General features: G+C 51.9%; 21 protein-coding genes. 11 read left to right on the top strand and 10 right to left on the bottom strand.

Annotated elements, in window-relative coordinates; all coding sequences use genetic code 11:
- Positions 1-423 precede the first annotated feature (423 nt).
- From H924_RS04830 to H924_RS13885, 3 genes are all read left to right on the top strand, one after another.
- Entirely contained in the window at positions 424-1,029 is a 606-nt protein-coding gene (locus tag H924_RS04830; RefSeq protein ID WP_015650838.1) for a single-stranded DNA-binding protein, read from the top strand.
- Between the two features lie 115 nt (positions 1,030-1,144).
- The gene (locus H924_RS04825) at positions 1,145-1,423 is read left to right on the top strand and encodes a hypothetical protein (protein WP_015650837.1); all 279 of its coding nucleotides are present in this window, start codon (positions 1,145-1,147) and stop codon (positions 1,421-1,423) included.
- Between the two features lie 68 nt (positions 1,424-1,491).
- Positions 1,492-2,678 (top strand): IS3 family transposase gene (locus tag H924_RS13885; protein WP_155861928.1). Its coding sequence is split into 2 segments (ribosomal slippage): positions 1,492-1,765 and positions 1,765-2,678, totalling 1,188 coding nucleotides; the frame shifts between segments, so codons are not numbered across the junction.
- Here H924_RS13885 and H924_RS04810 read toward each other — a convergent pair.
- The 3 genes from H924_RS04810 to H924_RS04800 all read right to left on the bottom strand — a co-directional run bounded on the left by H924_RS04810 (position 2,585) and on the right by H924_RS04800 (position 5,651).
- Positions 2,585-3,685, bottom strand: coding sequence for a CshA/CshB family fibrillar adhesin-related protein (locus tag H924_RS04810; RefSeq protein WP_131449826.1), 1,101 nt, complete (start codon positions 3,683-3,685; stop codon positions 2,585-2,587). The genes H924_RS13885 and H924_RS04810 overlap by 94 nt on opposite strands.
- A gap of 331 nt (positions 3,686-4,016) precedes the next feature.
- Positions 4,017-4,952 (bottom strand): ADP-ribosylglycohydrolase family protein, encoded by a 936-nt coding sequence (locus tag H924_RS04805; RefSeq protein WP_015650833.1) that lies wholly within the window; start codon positions 4,950-4,952, stop codon positions 4,017-4,019.
- A 126-nt stretch (positions 4,953-5,078) separates the two neighbouring features.
- Positions 5,079-5,651, bottom strand: coding sequence for a DUF4245 domain-containing protein (locus H924_RS04800; RefSeq protein WP_081602468.1), 573 nt, complete (start codon positions 5,649-5,651; stop codon positions 5,079-5,081).
- 240 nt (positions 5,652-5,891) lie between these two features.
- On the opposite strand from H924_RS04800, the gene glpX reads away from it, so the two are divergent.
- The gene (gene glpX / locus H924_RS04795) at positions 5,892-6,899 is read left to right on the top strand and encodes a class II fructose-bisphosphatase (RefSeq protein ID WP_015650831.1); all 1,008 of its coding nucleotides are present in this window, start codon (positions 5,892-5,894) and stop codon (positions 6,897-6,899) included.
- 124 nt (positions 6,900-7,023) lie between these two features.
- Here glpX and H924_RS04790 read toward each other — a convergent pair whose 3' ends face one another.
- The gene (locus H924_RS04790) at positions 7,024-7,515 is read right to left on the bottom strand and encodes a flavin reductase family protein (protein ID WP_015650830.1); all 492 of its coding nucleotides are present in this window, start codon (positions 7,513-7,515) and stop codon (positions 7,024-7,026) included.
- Positions 7,516-7,716: 201 nt separating this feature from the next.
- On the opposite strand from H924_RS04790, the gene H924_RS04785 reads away from it, so the two are divergent.
- Complete coding sequence (locus H924_RS04785) at positions 7,717-8,280, top strand: NADPH-dependent FMN reductase (protein WP_318532983.1); 564 nt, start codon at positions 7,717-7,719, stop codon at positions 8,278-8,280.
- Between the two features lie 198 nt (positions 8,281-8,478).
- Positions 8,479-9,888, top strand: coding sequence for a class II fumarate hydratase (locus tag H924_RS04780; RefSeq protein ID WP_015650828.1), 1,410 nt, complete (start codon positions 8,479-8,481; stop codon positions 9,886-9,888).
- Positions 9,889-9,945: 57 nt separating this feature from the next.
- Here the strand turns inward: H924_RS04780 and H924_RS04775 are convergent, their stop codons facing one another.
- The gene (locus tag H924_RS04775; protein ID WP_404825331.1) at positions 9,946-11,136 is read right to left on the bottom strand and encodes a hypothetical protein; all 1,191 of its coding nucleotides are present in this window, start codon (positions 11,134-11,136) and stop codon (positions 9,946-9,948) included.
- 210 nt (positions 11,137-11,346) lie between these two features.
- On the bottom strand, positions 11,347-12,000 hold the full coding sequence (locus H924_RS04770) for a GntR family transcriptional regulator (RefSeq protein ID WP_029703904.1): 654 nt from the start codon (positions 11,998-12,000) through the stop codon (positions 11,347-11,349).
- Positions 12,001-12,181: 181 nt separating this feature from the next.
- Between H924_RS04770 and H924_RS04765 the strand changes: the two genes are divergently transcribed.
- The 4 genes from H924_RS04765 (at position 12,182) to H924_RS04750 (ending at position 15,799) form a co-directional block, all read left to right on the top strand.
- Positions 12,182-13,447: an NRAMP family divalent metal transporter gene (locus tag H924_RS04765; protein WP_015650825.1), complete on the top strand. Its 1,266-nt coding sequence runs from the start codon at positions 12,182-12,184 to the stop codon at positions 13,445-13,447.
- A 63-nt stretch (positions 13,448-13,510) separates the two neighbouring features.
- Positions 13,511-14,269 carry a 5-oxoprolinase subunit PxpA gene (locus H924_RS04760; protein WP_015650824.1) on the top strand — a complete coding sequence of 253 codons (759 nt, stop codon included), beginning with the start codon at positions 13,511-13,513 and terminating at the stop codon, positions 14,267-14,269.
- Positions 14,259-14,912 (top strand): 5-oxoprolinase subunit B family protein, encoded by a 654-nt coding sequence (locus tag H924_RS04755; RefSeq protein WP_015650823.1) that lies wholly within the window; start codon positions 14,259-14,261, stop codon positions 14,910-14,912. Before H924_RS04760 ends, H924_RS04755 begins: the two co-directional genes overlap by 11 nt.
- Positions 14,909-15,799, top strand: coding sequence for a 5-oxoprolinase subunit C family protein (locus H924_RS04750; RefSeq protein ID WP_015650822.1), 891 nt, complete (start codon positions 14,909-14,911; stop codon positions 15,797-15,799). Before H924_RS04755 ends, H924_RS04750 begins: the two co-directional genes overlap by 4 nt.
- Before the next feature lie 3 nt (positions 15,800-15,802).
- On the opposite strand, the gene H924_RS04745 is transcribed toward H924_RS04750, so the two are convergent.
- Together H924_RS04745 and H924_RS04740 are read right to left on the bottom strand one after the other, a co-directional pair.
- Positions 15,803-16,327, bottom strand: a complete 525-nt coding sequence (locus H924_RS04745; protein ID WP_015650821.1) for a GNAT family N-acetyltransferase — start codon at positions 16,325-16,327, stop codon at positions 15,803-15,805.
- 57 nt (positions 16,328-16,384) lie between these two features.
- The gene (locus H924_RS04740) at positions 16,385-17,059 is read right to left on the bottom strand and encodes a LysR family transcriptional regulator substrate-binding protein (RefSeq protein WP_015650820.1); all 675 of its coding nucleotides are present in this window, start codon (positions 17,057-17,059) and stop codon (positions 16,385-16,387) included.
- Positions 17,060-17,122: 63 nt separating this feature from the next.
- Here H924_RS04740 and H924_RS04735 point away from each other — a divergent pair, with 63 nt between their 5' ends.
- The gene (locus tag H924_RS04735) at positions 17,123-17,470 is read left to right on the top strand and encodes a DUF5997 family protein (RefSeq protein WP_245533916.1); all 348 of its coding nucleotides are present in this window, start codon (positions 17,123-17,125) and stop codon (positions 17,468-17,470) included.
- Here H924_RS04735 and H924_RS04730 read toward each other — a convergent pair.
- Together H924_RS04730 and pabB are read right to left on the bottom strand one after the other, a co-directional pair.
- Positions 17,467-18,192, bottom strand: coding sequence for an aminotransferase class IV (locus tag H924_RS04730; RefSeq protein WP_015650818.1), 726 nt, complete (start codon positions 18,190-18,192; stop codon positions 17,467-17,469). The genes H924_RS04735 and H924_RS04730 overlap by 4 nt on opposite strands.
- Complete coding sequence (gene pabB / locus H924_RS04725; RefSeq protein ID WP_015650817.1) at positions 18,189-20,051, bottom strand: aminodeoxychorismate synthase component I; 1,863 nt, start codon at positions 20,049-20,051, stop codon at positions 18,189-18,191. Before pabB ends, H924_RS04730 begins: the two co-directional genes overlap by 4 nt.
- Positions 20,052-20,106 lie beyond the last annotated feature (55 nt).

The following is a 20,106-nucleotide window of genomic DNA, read 5'->3' as shown; positions in this document are numbered from 1 at the left end:
ACGCTTTTTCGCACTCTGATGTGCGTTCAGTGCGGGGTTTTTTCATGAGTTCTGTTGTGCACAAAAACTAAAAGACACAAACAAAAGACCAATGACAGCGAAGCTGCATTCGGAAAAACAGCCGAAGCCTCAAAAGCTTTAAAAGATAGAAAAGCTCAACGCCAGCGAAGCTGCGTTCGGGAACAACCATGAGAGACAACAAAAAACTCTCAAACAATAAGAGCTCGGTCAGATGCCTAGTTCTACAAGATCTAAAGAGTCAGAAGACTTCTAAAAGATCTAAAAGACTTAAAAAACCAACGACAGCATAGCTGCGTTCGGGGACATTCTTGAAAGGCTACACAGCCAACAGCTTAAAAAATAAGCACTGTGTGTCTTAACACTCAATCCTTCATTCACTCATACCATTAAGGGGTATTTATCATGTCTGCTAATCCTTCCAACAACTTCAACGTCATCGGTCGTCTCGCTGCTGATCCAAAGATCTTCTCCAACCCAGATGGCTCCCGCAACATTCAGATCACCCTGTACGCCACCAACAACTTTGCTAACCGCAACGGCGTTTATGAGGACTCCATCGTTCCGCTCACCCAGTTCTACTCCGCATCCAAGGAGGGAAACGGAATCTACACCCACCTTAAGGAGGGTGACCAGGTGGCAGTCAACGGCTACATCCACCAGGATCAGTTCATTGACAAGACCACTGGCGCTAAGCGCTACGAGTTGAACCTGTCCATCGACTCCATCCAGCCACTCGAAACCAAGTCTGCTGCTGACGCTCGCCGTGCTCGCAAGCAGGTCATTGAGGCAAACAAGGCCCAGGCTGCTGCACAGCAGGCTCCTGCACCAGCTCAGCAGTTCGCTGCTCAGGAAGCACCACAGTACGCAGTCAACCCTTTCGCTGGTCCCTCTCAGCAGGTCGCACCGCAGCCACAGTACGTTAACGACCCGTACGCACAGCCACAGGCCGGTTTTGTTGCGCCTGCACCAGTCGCCCCACAGGTTGAAATTGACCCACGCTTCATCTAAGAAGCACCCCTAAAGAAACCCCCACCACCCAGTATCTGCTGGTGGATGGGGGTTTCTTTTTTCTCGCCTACCTCTTCTCCTCTTTTTCCCACTGTTAATCCAGAAGGATTCCCACATGTCTACAACCAATATCAACATCATCATCACCAATGGTGCTGCACCACACCCAGCTGACCCTGATAGCGCTAAAATGCAACACCACTCAGCTCCGCATGTCCACTTCAATCATGACCGAGTTAATCCACAGGCACTAGATGCACCGCTCATAAGGAATACACCTAACAGCATCTCGAAAAATGTTCGACCTTCTACCAAATTCAATAGCATAAAGATCAACCGTGACCTATATGCACAGGTGAAGAGTCTCGCTGAAGAACGTGATCTAACGCTGTAGGACCTGACCCCCGTTTGGTAGACACCTAACATCCCAACAATCTGGGACTGAAAGGTAATCTCCACACCATGCCAAGCAAGACCTATTCAGAGGAGTTCAAGCGCGACGCCGTCGCCTTGTATGAGAACTCCGACGGCGCCTCGATCCAGACCATCGCCACTGATCTTGGGGTCAACCGTGCCACGTTAGCGAACTGGGTGAAAAAATACGGCACCGCGGCTCCCACTGAAAAACCCTCGCCAGCCTCGGTGAACGAAGCCGAGCGGATCCGAAAGCTGGAACGCGAAGTCCGCAAGCTCCGGGAGGAACGCGATATTCTGCGAAAGGCGGCCAAGTATTTCGCGGAAGAGACGAACTGGTGATCCGCTTCCGGTTCGTTGATGACGCCCAGAAGAACCACTCGGTCAAGCGGTTATGTGAAGTGCTGAAACTCAACAGATCCTCCTATTACAAATGGAAAAGTACCTGCTCAGCCCGCAGCAAACGCCTCATGTCCGACGCGATCCTCGGGGCCCGAGTCAAGACGGTCTTCACTGCTGAACATGGTTGCTATGGTGCCAAGCGGATTACCGCTGAACTCAAGGACCAGGCCGATCAGGCCCCCGTGAATCACAAGCGAGTTGCGCGGGTCATGCGTGAACTCAAATTGTTTGGTTACACCAAGAAGCGCAAGGTCACCACTACCGTGTCCGATCAGAAGAAACCAGTGTTTCCTGATCTGGTGGGCCGTAAATTCACTGCTGAGAAGCCAAACCAGCTCTACGTTGGGGATATTACGTACCTGCCGATCGCGGACGGGTCGAATATGTACCTGGCGACGGTCATTGATTGCTATTCCCGCCGGTTGATCGGCTTTTCCATCGCGGATCACATGCGCACCTCCCTGGTGCAGGACGCGCTAAAAATGGCGAAGGGCCAGCGTGGAAGCCTGACTGGGGCGATTTTTCACTCGGATCACGGCAGCGTTTACACGTCCCGCGCATTCCAGAACACCTGTAAGGAATTAGGGATCAGGCAGTCGATGAGATCAATCGGTACCAGTGCGGATAACGCCTTGGCTGAGTCTTTCAATGCCGCGATGAAGCGGGAGGTCCTTCAGGATTCCAAGACATTCATGAACCAGTTGATCTGCCGCCGAGATGTTTTCCGCTGGTGTACCCGTTACAACACGGTGCGCCGGCATTCCTGGTGTAAATATCTCGCCCCTGCGGTGTTTGAGGAGCGCGGTTCTGTTATCCTGAAATCTGCTTCCTGATTAAATCCTCCGTGTCTACTATCCGGGGGTCGGGCCCTTACTTGGCCAGTGGTAGAGGCCAGCAAGAAAGTTCCAGAAGTTGCGGAAACCGCAGTTCCGGTGGTGGTAACGATTTTGCCAAGTGCATTGTTGTTATAGGCCAATTCCATGTTGAAGTTGGTCTTTGGAGTCTGGCCCTGATCTGCACGCTGATCCGTGGCTACGGTTCCCTTGGCGCCACCCATCAGCACTGCTAAGGACACACCCTGCAAACCACCTTGATTTGCACCGAGTTCAACCTTGATATTGCTGGGGTTGGTGGTAGAGCCCAAAAGCATACCAACGTTGCCCGCACTTCCCTGACAACGCAAACCGCTAAGCGGGATGGTGCCACCTACGCCACCAGTGCCGGTGGCTAGAGTTATACCTCCCCCACAAGGCTGGCTATATGTTGGTGGGACAAACCTACCCAACTCGCTAACGCCAGTGTTGGAAAGCATAGTAAGTGATTCACCAGCGTTGGTGGATTCAGCATCTGCCATCACCAATCCAAAGCTTGGTGATGCACCACTGGAGTTTGTGACAACAATGTCACGGAGCTCTACGGAAGGATTAACTTGGTTAACAGATGCGATTCGCTGCGAATAAAAGGCCATCGGAGTGCTGGTTGAAACTCCAGTGGGAGCCTTGTAATAAGTAACGCCATTAATGGTATTTCCCATCACCGCACCTGGCCAGGTAGGAAGTGCCGTTTTGATGATATTGCCGATAACAGAACCAGATGTTCCCTGGTTGTATTTCACGGTAAAAGACATCGTATGTGAGGCGTCGAGCTGGATCGTCACCCTTTGCCCGCTCGCTGATCCTGCGAGAGTGTCATTAACGTTGGTCAATTCAATCCAGCAGAGGGATGAATCAAGGTAAGCGCCTTGTCGATAGTGGCAGCCCGCAGCTGTCTGCGCATTGGCACTAGGCGGAGAAAACAAACCAAGACCCGGTAGTGCTTGAGCCAAGACAAAAACCAACACTAAAAATAGTGAGGTTATAGTCCGAGACAACCAAGAAGTGCGGGGTAGCTGAAATTTAGTCGTGTAACAAGGTCCTTATATCTTCCTCTTGAGACCCAAAATGAATCAAAGAGCTCCAAATTCAGCCCACAAGCAAAGCGGTGTCCTTTAGAAATCATGTATTAAATTAGCATCACTAAATACGTCGCGCCATATTTTGAGCAAATCTTCTGATTTTCGCCCATTCCCACCCCCACTAATCCACACCCCTTCCCCTTTGGTACTCTCATTCCCCCAGCTAAGAGCACTTTAAGGAGAGGTTTAACCTCGCGGACTAGGCATCGAAAATTTTCTACCGATGCAAGCGTAGTAGATCTTCTGCAAGTTGGAGGGCATCTGTGGGCCAATATTTTTCTGGGCGCGGACGCCTGGAGTTTTCATCCGGGGTACAGGCCAACACAGTGTCAATCCACCCTTGTTTAATTGCCGAGCCACCATAAATTCCGCCCAACAAAGCACCAACAATGGCAGCGTTTGTATCTGTATCGCCACCACGACCGACAGTGCGCACCAAAGACTGCTCGAAACTTTTACCATTGGCGAGTTCATAGAGCGCATTGTGGAAAGCCACTTTTACCCACCCTTGATGGGTTGTAAAATCTGCCGGCGGAGCTGTTTTTGCGGCTGCAACCAAGGCTGCTAAATCATCAGTTGACTGCTCTTCAAATTCAGCAAAGGTACGTGCAGCATCCCATGTTTGAGCAATGGCTTCGGCCAAAACACCAGCAAAAAGCGCATTGATTTCTAGACATAGCGGGTGTGGATGAGTCATGGCGGCGTCCAATAGCGCCGCCCGCGCTGCCGCGTCGGGGCGTCCGGCAAAGGCAATTGCAATGGGTGAAACTCGCATTAGCGCGCCATTGGCCTGAGAGTCCACTTCAAGCTGATTTTCGCGCAGCGCCGAGTAGGTGGTGTTTCCAATATCAAAAGGATTGGATAATGCCCATTCAACATAAGATTCATGGACATCAAGGGGATCATAATCCCCTGTGCGGGCCAAACTGCGCGCCAAAGACAAAGCCATTTCAGAGTCATCGGTAGGTTGTCCTGCCTCCAAATTGAAGGTGCCGCCAGCTTCCAGTGTGTCTACCCCATTGGGATAGTTTCGGGAGATTTCAGCAGCGGTTTGAAACTCCACCAAACTTCCCAGGCTATCGCCAATAAGCTGGCCTAATAACACGCCGCAACCGCGGTCAATGATCTGTTCTTGAGAGATGTGGGTTGTCATAAACCATGACACTAGTAGCCGGGGTGGACACCAGCTCGCGGGGAAAATCTCTGAGTCGAAAATAACGCCGAAAAAAGCACCTGCCCCAGGTGCTGGGGCAGGTGCACGTCGAAAAGCAATTCTTTTTTAGTTGGTTGGCAGCGGATCTGCGGAAGCTACTGCGCTGAGCAGCTCATTAAATTCCTCATCAGTTGCAGCGCCGGTAACAATCACACGCTCATCTTTGAGATCCATCACTCGAATATCGCGGACTTCATCCTCAGTGGAGGTGTAAATGCCTACCTCAAAGCCATCAAGTGTGTAGGTTTCAGCGAGGTCGCGCCAGCGCTCATCAAATCCGGCAACAGCATCTTCGACATTCTCGCCTGTTTGGGTGAGTTGGAGATAACCACCGTCTTTGGTCACATATCCAACGACGGACGCCGGGGTGTCATCGATCATGGTGCGCCGTGCAGAGTTGGTTACCCAGCCCTCTGGATTTTCCGGCAAACGAGTCGCGTGATCCGTCATCGAACGCGCCTCCATGGAAATAAAGGTGGAGGCATCAACCTCTGGCACCTGCCCATTTTCCGGAGTTCCGGTATTAAAAGAACACATGCCCGTGAAACTCACCGCCAGGACCATGATAATTCCAGAAACTACGAGCGAGAGAAAAATGTCCCTACTGCCCTCAAATATCTTCGGTCGTTTCTCAGCCACCCGATAAGTATGTCATGACCTCAAAGAGTTAAGCCAAAACCCCCCTTTTGGGTGCCCAAAAACCAATTGCAATCAGTAAAAAGTGCAACAATGGAAGCTATAACTGGCATAAATCACGTTTATGCCTCTTAAGTTCACCTTTTCACTGTTTTAACCCTTTGTAGCTTGGTACATTTAAACGCAGCGCAGGCTGTAAATGGCCAGCTAGAACAATTTTAGCGCCCTCAGGAGGCTCTTTTTATGAACGCTAAGCACCCCGAATTACCGGATCGTAACCTCGCCATGGAATTGGTGCGCGTCACCGAGGCTGCAGCTCTTGCTTCCGGCCGCTGGGTTGGTCGCGGTATGAAAAATGAGGGTGACGGCGCCGCTGTTGACGCAATGCGCAGCCTCATCAACTCCGTTGCCATGAAGGGCGTCGTTGTTATTGGCGAAGGCGAAAAAGATGAAGCCCCCATGCTTTACAACGGTGAAGAGGTAGGAAACGGCCTCGGCGCTGAGGTTGATATCGCTGTTGACCCAGTTGACGGCACCACTTTGATGGCTGAAGGTCGCCCCAACGCTATTTCCGTATTGGCAGCTGCAGAGCGTGGCTCCATGTACGATCCATCTGCTGTCTTCTACATGAAGAAGTTGGCTGTGGGCCGCGAAGCAGCCGGCAAGGTTGATATTGAGGCTCCGGTTTCCCACAACATCAATGCGGTTGCAAAGGCTAAGGGCGTTAACCCTTCCGACGTTACCGTCATGGTGCTGGATCGCCCTCGCCACATCGAGCTCATTGCCGATATCCGTCGCGCCGGCGCCAAGGTTCGCCTCATCTCTGATGGTGACGTTGCAGGTGCTGTTGCTGCAGCTCAGGACTCCAACTCCGTGGATATGATGATGGGCACCGGTGGAACTCCTGAGGGAATTATCACCGCTTGCGCCATGAAGTGCATGGGTGGCGAAATCCAGGGCATCCTGGCTCCAATGAATGATTTTGAGCGCCAGAAGGCTTATGATGCTGGCCTAAAGCTCGGCGAAGTGCTCCACACCAATGACCTCGTCCGCTCTGAGAACTGCTACTTCGTGGCAACCGGTGTCACCAATGGTGACATGCTGCGTGGCGTTTCCTACCGCGCTAATGGTGCTACCACCCGTTCTTTGGTTATGCGCTCCAAGTCCGGCACCATCCGCCACATTGAGTCCGTCCACCAGCTGGCAAAGCTGCAGGAATACTCCGTGGTTGATTACGCCCGCAATTCCTAAAAGAACCACGCTTTTCGACGTCGCCCTCCAGCTAGTGTTTGGAAGGCTGCGCCGAAAACAGTAACACATAGTCTAAAACCCTCTTCGGAAAAATTTTTCCGAAGAGGGTTTTGTGGATTCTATTTTAAAGGTGGCTTACCTGCGAACGGTGGAAAACCAAGGCAGAAGAATTGTCAGCATTAGTTGCAGCATGAGCCACTTCTAAAACCGCAAAATAATGATCGCCAATGTCTTGCAGATCATTAAGCCTGGTAGTCAAAGTAGCGTCCGCACCGTGCAGGTGAATTGCTCCCCCGCTGGTGCCTGACCACTCAAGGTTTTCAAAACGCTGCTCAGCTGGGCCTGCTAATTTAGGAACATGTTCTGCATGTTGGGCGCCCAAAAGTGAAATTCCCAATTCTTGACCAGTAACCAAAGCCCTTTCAATTTCTGGCCAGGAAGAAGAGGACTTTTGCAGAAAAACTCCCACCAGTGGTGGATCCAAGCTAATGCTGACGAAGGTGCCAACAACCATGCCACGAGGCACTTCAGTATGAGTAGCGATAAAAGCAACTGGGGTGGGCACGTTGCGGAGAACGGTGCGCAGGTCGGTTCCGGAAACAAGTGTTGAAGTCATAAACTAAGTAGACCATGCAGTCTAAAATTCGGTCTAGCGTTCCTTCCACGGTGAAATTAAGCCACTTTTCCCCACTAGCTCTTCCCCATCTCCCCAGGTAGAAATAGCTTTTAAAGAAAGACTTGCGTGACATGGAAAGTTATTTTATACTTTGAACATCAAATAGTTGATACATCAACTAAGTAAATCTGAGGAGAATACATCATTAGCAAGATCGCCATCATCACCGGAACCACCCGCCCAGGCCGCGTCAACCTTGACGTTGCAAAGTGGGTTCTCGAGCGCGCATCCCAGCGTAACGACGCTGAGTACGAGCTTGTTGACATCGCAGACTACAACTTCCCATTGCTCGACGAGGCAATGCCTGCAGGTTACGGCCAGTACAGCAACGAGCACACCAAGGCTTGGGCTGCAAAGATCGCTGAATTCGACGGCTTCATCTTCGTCACCGGCGAGTACAACCACTCCGTCCCAGCTGCACTTTCCAACGCTCTTTCCTTCCTCTCCGCTGAGTGGAACAACAAGGCTGCTGGCATCGTCGGCTACGGCTCCGCTTCCGGCGTTCGCGCAACCGAGCACCTGCGTGGCATCCTTTCCGAGCTGCAGATCGCTCACGTTCAGAAGACCGGCATGTTCGGCCTCTTCACCGACTTCGAGTACCCAACCTTCAAGCCAACCGAGCAGAGCGCAACCACCGTTGATGCAATGCTTGAGCAGGTTGTTACCTGGACCAAGGCTATGGAGACCGTCCGCAAGGGCAACTAATCTTTAACCTTTTCTAAAATGCAGTGCCTCCATTTCCGGGGGCACTGCATTTTGACTTTTTTAAACACAAACTTCCTCCCCCTTACCCCCACTGCAAGAGATATGCCACATTTATGGGGGAGGCCAATGTGGATCACTAAAGGTGAGGGTAAGCTTGGGACAGCCGTATTTAACTCTCAGTAAGAAATGAGTGATTTCATGACCGAGCAGGAATTCCGTATTGAGCACGACACCATGGGTGAAGTGAAGGTCCCGGCAAAGGCACTGTGGCAAGCACAGACCCAGCGCGCCGTAGAGAACTTCCCTATCTCTGGTCGTGGTTTGGAATCCGCACAGATCCGCGCAATGGGTCTGCTCAAGGCAGCTTGTGCACAGGTAAACAAGAACACCGGTGCGCTCGACGCAGAGAAGGCAGATGCCATCATCGCCGCTGGTAAGGAGATCGCATCCGGTAAGCACGATGCTGAGTTCCCAATCGATGTTTTCCAGACTGGTTCCGGTACCTCCTCCAATATGAACACCAATGAGGTCATTGCATCCATTGCAAAGGCTAATGGCGTTGAGGTTCACCCAAATGACCACGTCAACATGGGTCAGTCCTCCAACGACACCTTCCCAACCGCAACTCACGTTGCTGCTACCGAAGCTGCCGTTAATGACCTTATCCCAGGCCTGAAGGTCCTCCACGAGTCCTTGGCTAAGAAGGCAACCGCATGGTCTGAGGTTGTTAAGTCCGGACGTACCCACCTTATGGATGCTGTTCCAGTTACCCTTGGCCAGGAATTTGGTGGCTATGCTCGCCAGATCCAGCTGGGCATCGAGCGCGTTGAAGCTACCCTGCCTCGCCTCGGTGAACTTGCTATTGGTGGTACCGCAGCCGGCACCGGCATCAACACCTCCGCTGAATTCGGTGGCCAGGTTGTTGCTGAGCTCATCAAGCTCACCGGTGTTGAGCAGCTCAAGGAAGCTGAAAACCACTTCGAAGCACAGGCTGCTCGTGACGCACTAGTTGAATTCTCCGGCGCAATGCGCGTTATCGCCGTATCCCTCTACAAGATCGCTAACGACATCCGCCTCATGGGTTCCGGCCCACTGACCGGTCTTGGTGAGATCCGTCTGCCAGACCTGCAGCCTGGTTCTTCCATCATGCCTGGCAAGGTCAACCCAGTTCTGTGCGAGACCGCAACTCAGGTTTCCGCTCAGGTTATTGGCAATGACGCAGCTGTTGGCTTCGCCGGCACTCAGGGTCAGTTCGAGCTCAACGTGTTCATCCCAGTAATGGCACGTAACGTCCTCGAGTCCGCTCGCCTGCTGGCTAACACCGCTCGCGTTTTTGCTACTCGCCTGGTTGATGGCATCGAGCCAAACGAAGAGCACATGAAGCAGCTCGCTGAGTCTTCTCCTTCCATCGTTACCCCGCTGAATTCCGCAATTGGATACGAGGCTGCAGCAAAGGTCGCAAAGACCGCGCTGAAGGAAGGCAAGACCATCCGTCAGACCGTTATTGATCTCGGCTTCGTTGATGGCGAAAAGCTCACCGAAGAAGAACTAGACAAGCGTCTTGACGTTTTGTCCATGGCACACACCGAGCGTGCAAACAAGTTCTAAAGTTTAAAAACTAAAAGTGGGGCTTACCGATTCGGTAGGCCCCACTTTTAGTTGTGGCTAAAATTCAAGATCGCGTGGATCCTCGCCAAAATCCCCGAAGTCTCCAAAGCCGCCTTCTTGGAGACGCTCCATGAGATAAGCATCGGGGCGAACTTCAATACCGATGGCTCCGGGTGGCGGAGTCTCAAAAGAGCTCTCCTCCCATTCTTCGGCACTATCTGCTTGAATGAAGCGATAGTCAGTAAAGGTGTTGATGTTATTTTCATGCAGTAGGTGCAAACGAGGGCTAATCGACGTAGGACTGCCCAACCCAAAACGCATGGCAATGCGCACCATTGAAGTAATGCCATTCATGAGATCTTCACCGGTGGTTACTGGCCTTGCAATCAAAAGATCTCGATCTGGCACCGCAAAAATCACGCCATTGCTTTGATCCAGGTCAGGAGCCCAAATGCGCAATAAATCAGTGAGGAAAAGTGGGGCGCTTCCGAGGTAATAAGTATCAGATTCAAATGCCCAGAAGTCGGCACCCTCGCCGCCCTCCTCTGTGGTGATGTGGGTGGCATCCACGGAGGCGTCGACAAGCTCTTGCCAAGTATTACGATCCGCAGCCCGCTCTAGGGCCTCGAGGGAGTCAAAGCGTTCGAGCTCCTGTAAAGGCTGGATGCGGATGGCATGCTCGGTGTCTAGCACCAGCGCAATCGACATATCTGAGGTAAAAGGCCGCAGGATGGAATCATCGCGGATTTGTTCCTCGATATCGCCGCCCAGGTCCAATAACTCAGATTCTGCCTCCGGAGTGGGAAGCAAACGCAACCTCAAACTCTTATAAAGATCCGCTGTGGAAATATCGCTCAAGGTGGCATCGGCTAGAGTGCCGTGAACAAAGCTTTCCACCAATTCAGGGAGCTGATCCACATTGCCCAAACCTGCAGCATTCATAGCCAAAGTACGCAGGGAAACATGAGCGGAACCGCCATCAGCACGCAAAACCTTGGCCGAGCTGCCTTCAATATCGATATGCGCATCCTGTAAAGCAAAACGATATTCCAATTCGCGCCTAAGCAAATCAGCGCGAGTCCGGTTTAGCTGGGGCAAATCCACATCAGGCAAAAGATCCGCCGGTGAAAGCTGACCTTGCTGATCCCGCTCCACCTTTTGTTCAAATGGGTCGCCTACTTTGCGCGTATTTTTTGCGGGTGCATCCGAGAGATTTTCTGGGTCTTTGTCTGGGTTGTTTTCTGGCATGGAAAAATCAACCTGAGGGTTATCCTCTTGATTCTTCTTACGCCTTTGAAAAAATCCAAATGCCATGGAGTCAATCTCCTTCCGTGGCCTTGTCGTTGCTATAACCCAAGCTACAAGCAAAAGGAAGAGGCGGTTAAAGCAAAACTTACGCCTTTGCTCAGGGATAGACCTCTGCTAGGACACTGTTGAATAGATAATCTTAGTCTAATTCTACTTTTCAGGCAGACGCGATAGGAGATCCTGCCTTGAGCGTTCCAAGTACTGCTTGAGAAAATCTTCCGCAGCCACGAACTCCCCTTTTTCCAAGCGGTGCAAAATCTCCGAATTCAACTCCACATAGGGGCTGTGAAAGGTTTCTGAATCTCGAGTTTCCAGGAAGCCAATACGTGCTAAAGCCAGCACTTTCCGTGCCTCAATAACCAGCCTCTTAACCCCAGCTAATTCTACTATTGCCAGGTGAAAGGCACTATTTTCAGATCCAACAGTTTGCCAATTCCCATTTTCATTGGCTGTCACCGCATTTTCATAAGCTTGGCGCATTTGCAGAAGACATTGTTGGACCTGTGCAGGATGATCCTTAGCTGCACGAATTGCCGCCAGCTCCACAAACTCTCGATAGGCATAGATGTCATTGACATCACTCTTGGAAAAACTATGCACGAAAACTCCGCGATTAGGAATGTGATCAACCAATCCATCCTGGGCAAGCACCCGAAAAGCTTCGCGCAAGGTATTTCGAGAAACTCCCAGCTCTTCTGCCAAAGCCACCTCTGAAAGGCGAGTTCCGGAGGTTAATTCTCCGCGATCGATCTTGGAAGTTATTAATGCTGCCAGCTCTAATGAGGTTGCCATAGCCGAGGTCATGATCCCAATGTTATGGGATTTACAGCCTTTTTATTACATCTAAAAATACCAATTCAGCACTAGGTATTGTGTCGGCAGCCACAGAGGGTCTAAACTCACTTTCAATTCACCAGAATTGTTCAACAATCCGCCACGATCTTCGGATTGGGTTTCTAAACACCTCAATGAAAGGAGTGAGACAGTGACTAAAAACCAAGACGCTGCCGCTTTAGCTAAGGCACAAAGCCCGTCTCTCAAACAAGCAGCTGCCAGTGCTTCCGGACGCAGTGCCCTCATGGGCGCTATCTTCCTCATGGCAACCTCGGCCATTGGCCCAGGCTTCCTGACCCAAACAGCAGTATTTACCAACCAACTTGGGGCAGCTTTTGCCTTTGCCATCCTCGTCTCAATCCTCATTGACATTGCGGTACAGCTCAATGTTTGGCGCATTATCGGAATCTCCGAAATGCGTGCCCAAGAACTTGGCAATACCGTCATCCCTGGACTTGGTTGGCTGCTTGCAATCCTGGTCTGCATCGGCGGCGCCGTATTTAACATCGGCAATATTGCCGGCGGCGGTTTGGGACTTAACTCCCTTCTCGGCCTCGACGTCAAAATTGGTGGTGTCCTCACCGCAGCAATCGCAATCGCAATCTTCTTGTTCAAGCGCCTCAGCGATGCCCTGGATAAGTTCCTCGTGGTCCTCGGCGTCATCATGATTGCCCTGACCGTCTATGTCGCTTTTGTCTCCGGACCTCCAGTGGGATCTGCCCTCAAAAACACGGTCCTGCCTGACACCATCGACTGGCTTGTTATTACTACCCTGGTTGGCGGCACTGTCGGCGGTTATATCACTTATGCCGGCGCACACCGCATGCTGGATTCCGGCCAAACCGGACCAGACAATATCAAGGCCGTTTCAAACTCCTCAATCACTGGCATTTTGATCACTGGCCTCATGCGCGTTGTCCTCTTCCTCGCAGTTCTCGGCGTGGTAGCGGGCGGAATCTCACTAACCGGAGAAACCAATCCGGCTGCTGCTGCCTTTGAGCATGCAGCTGGCGAAGTTGGACTCCGCATCTTTGGTGCCGTGCTCTGGGCCGCGTCTATCTCTTCCGTAATCGGCGCAAGCTACACCTCTGCAACCTTCTTGGTACCTAACCGTCCAGAAAAGAAGAAGCTGCAAAACTGGGTCACCATCGTTTTCATCTTGATCTCTTGCTCAGTGTTTATCTTCCTCGGCACTGCCCCAGCCCTGCTTCTGGTATTCGCCGGCGCCTTTAACGGCCTCGTTCTACCAGTTGGCTTCACGCTCATGATTTACGTTGCTATCTTCCGCCAAAAGGACTTGCTCAAGGGTTATAAGTACCCACTGTGGCTAATCATCATTGGTGTCATTGGCCTTATTATCGCCTGGTTCTTGGCCTATGTATCCTTCGGCAGTGTTTTTGACCTGCTGAGTTCCTAAGCGCTAACAATAAGCACACCAGCCACAAGCTAAAACCCAGCATTCTAAGAAAGGTCTCACACAATGACCACCCTTGACCTCAACAGTGACCTCGGCGAAAGCTTTGGCAACTGGACAATGGGCAATGACACTGCCGTGCTTGATCTTGTATCCAGTGCAAACATTGCCTGCGGATTTCATGCTGGCGATCCCAATGTCATGCTAAAAACGGTCAGCGCCGCCTATTCCCGAGGCGTGCGTATCGGAGCTCATATCGGTTACCGCGATCTTGCTGGGTTTGGGCGACGGTTTATTGACTATTCCCACGAAGACCTGGTTGCAGAAACCATCTATCAAATCGGTGCAATCCAAGCTATTGCCACTGCTGCCGGTGCAACAGTGGAATACGTCAAGCCTCATGGTGCGCTCTACAACACCATCGCGGTAAATCCTGAACCTGCAGCCGCGGTCATTGAGGGAATCACTCGGGTTGATCCCACTCTCAAACTTATGGCTTTGGCAGGCTCCCCCATCGTCGAACAAGCTCGCTGCATGGGTTTGCAGGTACAACAAGAAGCTTTTGCCGACCGCGCTTATACTGCTGCAGGACAATTGGTTTCCCGCAGCCAGCCCGGCGCGGTCCATCACGACCCACAGATTGCAGCAGCACAAGCCCTCGCTTTTGCACAAGGCCAGCCAATTAAGGCAATTACCGGCGAAGAAGTCTTGATTAAAGCTGATTCTCTATGCGTCCACGGCGATAACCCTGCTGCTCTGGAGTTGATCAAGAATATTATCTCCACGCTTAATACACATGGCATCAAGGTTTCTAATGGATGTTAAATTCTGTGGAGATCAAGCTCTTATTGTTGATCTCAACGAAGTGGATGCTAGGGCAGTACAGGGAAATGTGCTGGATGCAGTACTGATGCTCAATAGCGCAGTATTGTCAGCGCAATTGCCAGGAGTGGTGGATACCATTCCAGCAGCGCAGACTTTGTTAATCACCTTCGATCCCACCCAAACTTCTCTAAATCAGCTGAGAGAAGCGTTGGATAACATCTCCCTTGCCCCCCAAGAAAATGCACAAAAGCGCGATCAGGCCATCGTGGAAATCCCGGTTACTTATGATGGCCCTGATCTAGCCACCATTGCGCAGTTAACGCAGTTGAGTGTGGCAGAGGTAAAACAAGCCCATGGAGAAATGCTGTGGACCGCTGCTTTTGGCGGCTTTGCACCTGGGTTTTATTATCTGGTGCCGCAGTCTCCTCTTTGGGATATCCCCCGCTTGGAATCACCGCGCACCAAAATTCCAGCTGGTTCGGTAGCAGTAGCTGGAGAATTCAGTGCTGTATATCCGCAAGCCTCCCCCGGTGGTTGGCAGTTGCTTGGTTCGACAACTTTAGATATGTGGGATCTCACTCGACCCCAGCCATCCTTGCTGAAATCTGGAGATAGCGTCCGCTTTGTGGAGGTAAAACGATGAGTTTCAAAGTACTTTCCACCGGCCTGCAAGCTCTGTTCCAAGATCGCGGCCGCTTTGGTTTTGCCAGCTCAGGTGTGAGCTCCTCCGGAGTGTTTGATCGTGCAGCAGCAGCGCGCGCTAATTATGCCGTGGGCAATCTCGCTGACGCTACGGTCATTGAAGTGCTTTTAGGCGGTTTTGAACTTGAGGCACTGCATCCTGCCACAGTTATTTTTTGTGGCGCGCAGTCCCTCATAAAGGTCAAAAGCCTCAATGGGCCAGACAAGGATGCGCTGAGCAATACCATCATTGATCTGGAGGCAGGCGACCGGATTTTCCTTAACATTCCAGACCGCGGCATGCGCAGTTATTTGGCAGTACGTGGCGGTTTTAAGGTGGAGAAGGTCTTAGGATCTGCTTCATCTGATTTGCTCTCACATATCGGCCCAGCACCTTTGCAAGCAGGCGATGAGCTGCATATCGCGCAAGATGTTCAGCCTAAGCCATGGTGGCCTACTCTGCGCCATCTCCCCTTGCGCTGGCCACTTCAAAAAACAAACACCCTTGAGGTGGTTCCGGGTCCACGCGCGGACTGGTTTAGTGCAGCATCACAAAACAGCTTCTATTCCACGGTTTTTGAGGTCAGTCAGGATTCCAATCGCATTGGCATTCGGCTGAACTCTGCGAATCCTTTAGAGAGGGTCCAAACCGGGGAATTAAAAAGCGAAGGAATGGTGCGCGGATCTATCCAAGTTCCGCCCGGTGGACACCCAGTTATTTTTGGCGCAGATCATCCAGTGACCGGTGGTTACCCGGTTATCGCGGTGCTTACTGCGCAGTCTTCAAATCTTGCAGCACAGCTCGCACCAGGCGATAAGATCCGTTTTAGCAAGGTCACCCCAGAGTAAGGACTACTCCGGAGTGGCTAGCAAACGCTCCCAGAGATCGCAGTCACGCCACTCCCCTGCCAATTCTCCATAGGTCATGCGTGCCATTTGGTGCATGGTTCCTACTTTTTGGAATCCACGGGAGGCGTGCAGCTTTGCAGAGCCCTCGTTTTCCGGGAAAATCCAGGAGTGGATGGCCCACATTCCCCTGGATTCACAGAGCTCGATAAGGGTGCTGAGCAGTGAGCCTCCCACTCCGCGGCCTTGGCCTTGGGGGTGGATGTAGATGGAGTCTTCCACGACACCGTGGAAAACTTGGCGGGTTGAGATTGGTGCAGCGGAAACCCAGCCCAGAATGAAGTCTGGGTCTTCTTTTTCTGCTGCGACCAGAACAGTATCCATAATCTTTGAAGTGCTGAACTGCTCCCATGTGGGACCAGTTGTCTCATATGACGCATGTCCCGTCTCCAAGCCCAATTCGTAGATGGCCCTCACCTGAGGGAAATCACCTTCGCGGATTGGTCGGATTGTGAAGTCTCTTTCAACCATGAACGCAATTGTCCTGATCTTTTTCCATCTCGGCAACCGGACATTTAAGGGGTAACCCTAGCGCCGTTTTCGAGGCGTCTTTCGCCCCTGATTGGAACGCGATCCCTTGGGCTTTTCTGCCTGCTTACGGGCCTGTTTTGCCAAAGTCTTTTCACGCGCACTGCGTTTTACCGTTTGCTGCCTGCTGGAATTAGCAGTTCGACCACGCGCAATTCCCACAAAATCTTGAATTTCTTCATTGTCCTCGGATTTTTTCCACACCAGGGCAATGGTCGTTTTTTTACCCCCTTTGAGGTTACGGTGCTCCACCAATTTCTTACTTAGGACCTTAATTAGCGGACGCGGAGCAATGACAATTCCCACATTCGCTGCCACAATCTGCAAGGCAGCACGTACTTCAGCTGCGTTAACTTCGCCACTTTCGGGAATTTCCCAGTTGATAATCTCACCCTGTAGTTCGGCGGGATCTACATCGCCTTCTTCGGCAGCGAGGAAATAATCTTTGGGAAAGGCCACGCCGGGGTTTTCGGAATAAAGCTCAACCACGTGCAGGTTTTCGTCGATACGCGCATCTGGGAGGCGGGTAAGCGCCAGTTGTGCCTTGCCCTCGAGCATCTCGCCCAGTGCGTCGTCGGAATCAAGCGTCTCAAGTCCGCCGTGGTGAGTACGTTCCCGGAATCGCATAAACCACTTTCCAGGTTCGGTGCCGGTGCTGAAACTTAAGATAAGCATGGAACTAATGCTACCGTTGTGTTCGTGAACGAAGAATCTGTACGCAAGCCATCGGGCACGGCCATGAAGCCGGCGACCGCAGCCAAGAAGCTGGGTCTCTATTTGCCCGCCACGCCAGAGGAGTTCCAAAGCAGCGCTGTAACTCACCAAGAGTTGAAGCAACTGCTGGAAAATCCACCGGAGTGGCTCCAAACCCTACGCCGCGAGGGCCCTCACCCTCGTCCAGTCGTGGCCCAAAAATTGGGCATCACCATTGCGGCATTGAAGAAGAACGATATGGACAAGCCCCTGACCACCGCCGACATCAAGGCACTGCTGGAAAATCAGCCTGAGTGGTTGCGTCTCGCACGCACCCAGCTCGCTGAAGGTCGCAGCACTGCCGACGCAGAAAGCGAAGAGCAGGAAAGCTAAGCGCTTTTCGACGCGCCCCACAGCGCCTGATTCCACGGTTTTACCGGCGGAGCAGGCGCTGCAGTTATTTGGCCGGAACCTCGGCCCCAACTTTCCACCGCAGTCCAGCCATGCAAGGCACTGCCACACCAGGCTGGCAGATCCAGATGGCGGATATTGCGGTGGCGAATCTTAATACCAGCCTTTTCCCAGAGCGGAATGCTGGCCTGCACCGTAATTGAAGGCAAGACTTCGGCGACTGGCAAAATTACAGTATGTGGATCCTCCCAAAACACCACTGCCCCATTGGCAGCTTCCAGCACCGTGCCATCAGCGCTAACCAATAAGGTGTCATCACATTCATGATCCTGGGCCAATGCCCGGAAATGACCCAAAATCTCTAGATCAGGGCCCTTAATTAACGGCTGGGTACGCGGATCAGGCATATCTGATAGCCACAAACTTGTTGTGGTCCGCAATGCGGGAGCGCGGCGAATTTGTAATCCAAAGTGGTTCTCGCCGTAGTATTCAATACGCGGAAACCACTGCCCAGTGCTGGGTAGTGCGGCACGTACAGCTGCTAAAAAAGGATAAGCATCAACTGGCATACTGCGTGCAAAACGCTGTTCATGTAAATCCCAGCGCACCACGTGTCGCTCGCGCATTAAATAGGAATCCACCACCAGTGGAGTCTCCCCCACGCCTTCTTTTAGGGTGTGTCCATCCCACAGCAAAGTACTCATGGAAATTCCACTCCAAACAGTTTAAGCAGCGGAGTGGACTTAATGCGGATTTCTTCCCATTCCTCAGCGGGATCAGATAGTGCCAAAATCGCACCGCCCACGCCATATTCCAGGTGGCCGGCATGGAGTACCAGAGTACGGATCACCATGGAAAGATCAACCGAACCATCCAACGAGAAATATCCCAAACCACCGGAGTAAATGCCACGTGGTGCAGCCTCCAGGGCATCAATAATTTCCATGGTTCGTAACTTAGGTGCACCAGTCATTGAGCCACCGGGGAAAGCCGCCCGAATACAGCCAATGGCGTTCTTCTCACCTAATTGTGCAGAAACCGTACTTACCAATTGGTGCACCGTGGCGAAGGTTTCTACGTCGAAAAGCTTCTCGGTTTTCACGGTGATGGGCTGGGCGCCACGGGCAAGATCATTGCGCACCAAATCCACGATCATGAGGTTTTCGGCGCGATCTTTTGGATTGCTCTGCAATTCCTTAATGATTTCGGCATCCTCAGCCGCATTTTTACCACGTCCGCGAGTACCTTTAATCGGCTTAGACTCCACGCGCCCACCAGCATCGATGGTGATAAAACGCTCTGGTGAGGAGCTCAAAATGGCGGTTTCACCAAATTTTAGGAAAGACCCATAGGCAGTTGGATTTTCCGCGCGCAGTGCTAAATACAGTTCAAAAGGATCTTGTGTGCACTCCCCTGACAACTGAGTGGTAAGGCAGATTTCATAAGATTCTCCTCGCCGAATCAAGTCCTGAGCCTTTGCAATCTTATCCAAATACTGCTCACGACTATCACGAACCTGCAGTTCAATGGGTTTGATCTGCGCAGCTGGCGCAGGCTGCAATTGCTTCAGGGCAGCCTCGACCTGCGCCGACCACTGCGCATCAGCTTGCAAGGACAGTAGGCGAACTCGATCCTTTTCAATGGCCAAAGCGCGATCGGCAAAAATAAGGTGTGCATCGGGCAGCTTTGAGCGATGCTCGGCTTGTGCTCCACATTCAGCCTTGAGTTCATAACCCACATAGCCAACCCAGCCGAGCCTAAAGCCCTCACCTGGGGCGACAGTGTTTTTAGCAAGATCCGCGGCAAGCCATTCGAAGAAGTCTCCCTCGCCTACCCTAAAAGTTTTAGTGCGAGCTAATGGTCCGCTGGCATCACCTAAATAGCTAGTGCCAGCTGCGTCATCTAGCCAAAATGCTTGTTCAGCGGCGCCATATAGAGTGGCAAAAACGCGCGCTGGATCCACTGAGATTTCAAGTACTTCCTCTTGAATTTCCCAGTGATAACTACGGGCAGCATGCAAAAAATTACGAATAATCTGATGCCCCCACTGTCCACCAATGGATTCTGGGTGGAATTGCACTCCCCATTGCGGCAGGGTTTTGTGTTGCAATGCCATGATCAAACCATCGGCGGTCCAGGCAGTTGCTTCCACAGAATCCGGTAAATCTGAGGCAATCATGGAGTGATAACGCACCACATCAAAGTCGCGCGGGATGGCGTCGAAAAGCGCACTGTCGTTGTGGCTGATGGTAGAAACCTGCCCATGCACCGGGGTTGGTGCCAACTCAACGCGGGCGCCGTGCGCCAGCGCAATGCCCTGGTGGCCCAGGCAAACACCCAAAATGGGCACCTGCGCGCGTTCAATAATCCCAGTACAGATACCAAAATCTGCCAGCACTCCGGGGTGACCTGGACCGGGTGAGAGGATGACGGCGTCGAAAAGCGTCTCATCAATAATGTCATCATTGCGCACCACTGTTGGCGCCTGACCTGTCACTTCTTCCACATAAGTGGCAAGGTTGAAGGTAAATGAATCATAATTATCAACAATTAAAACGCGCACAAAAATCCTCTGAAATAAGGTAAAGGCACCGTACGGCCGCAGCCGACGATGCCTT

It is taken from the genome of Corynebacterium callunae DSM 20147 (assembly GCF_000344785.1).
Classification (GTDB): Bacteria; Actinomycetota; Actinomycetes; order Mycobacteriales; family Mycobacteriaceae; genus Corynebacterium; species Corynebacterium callunae.
Note: the sequence above shows the minus strand (reverse complement) of the source record. Positions and strands in the feature narration are given on the sequence as shown.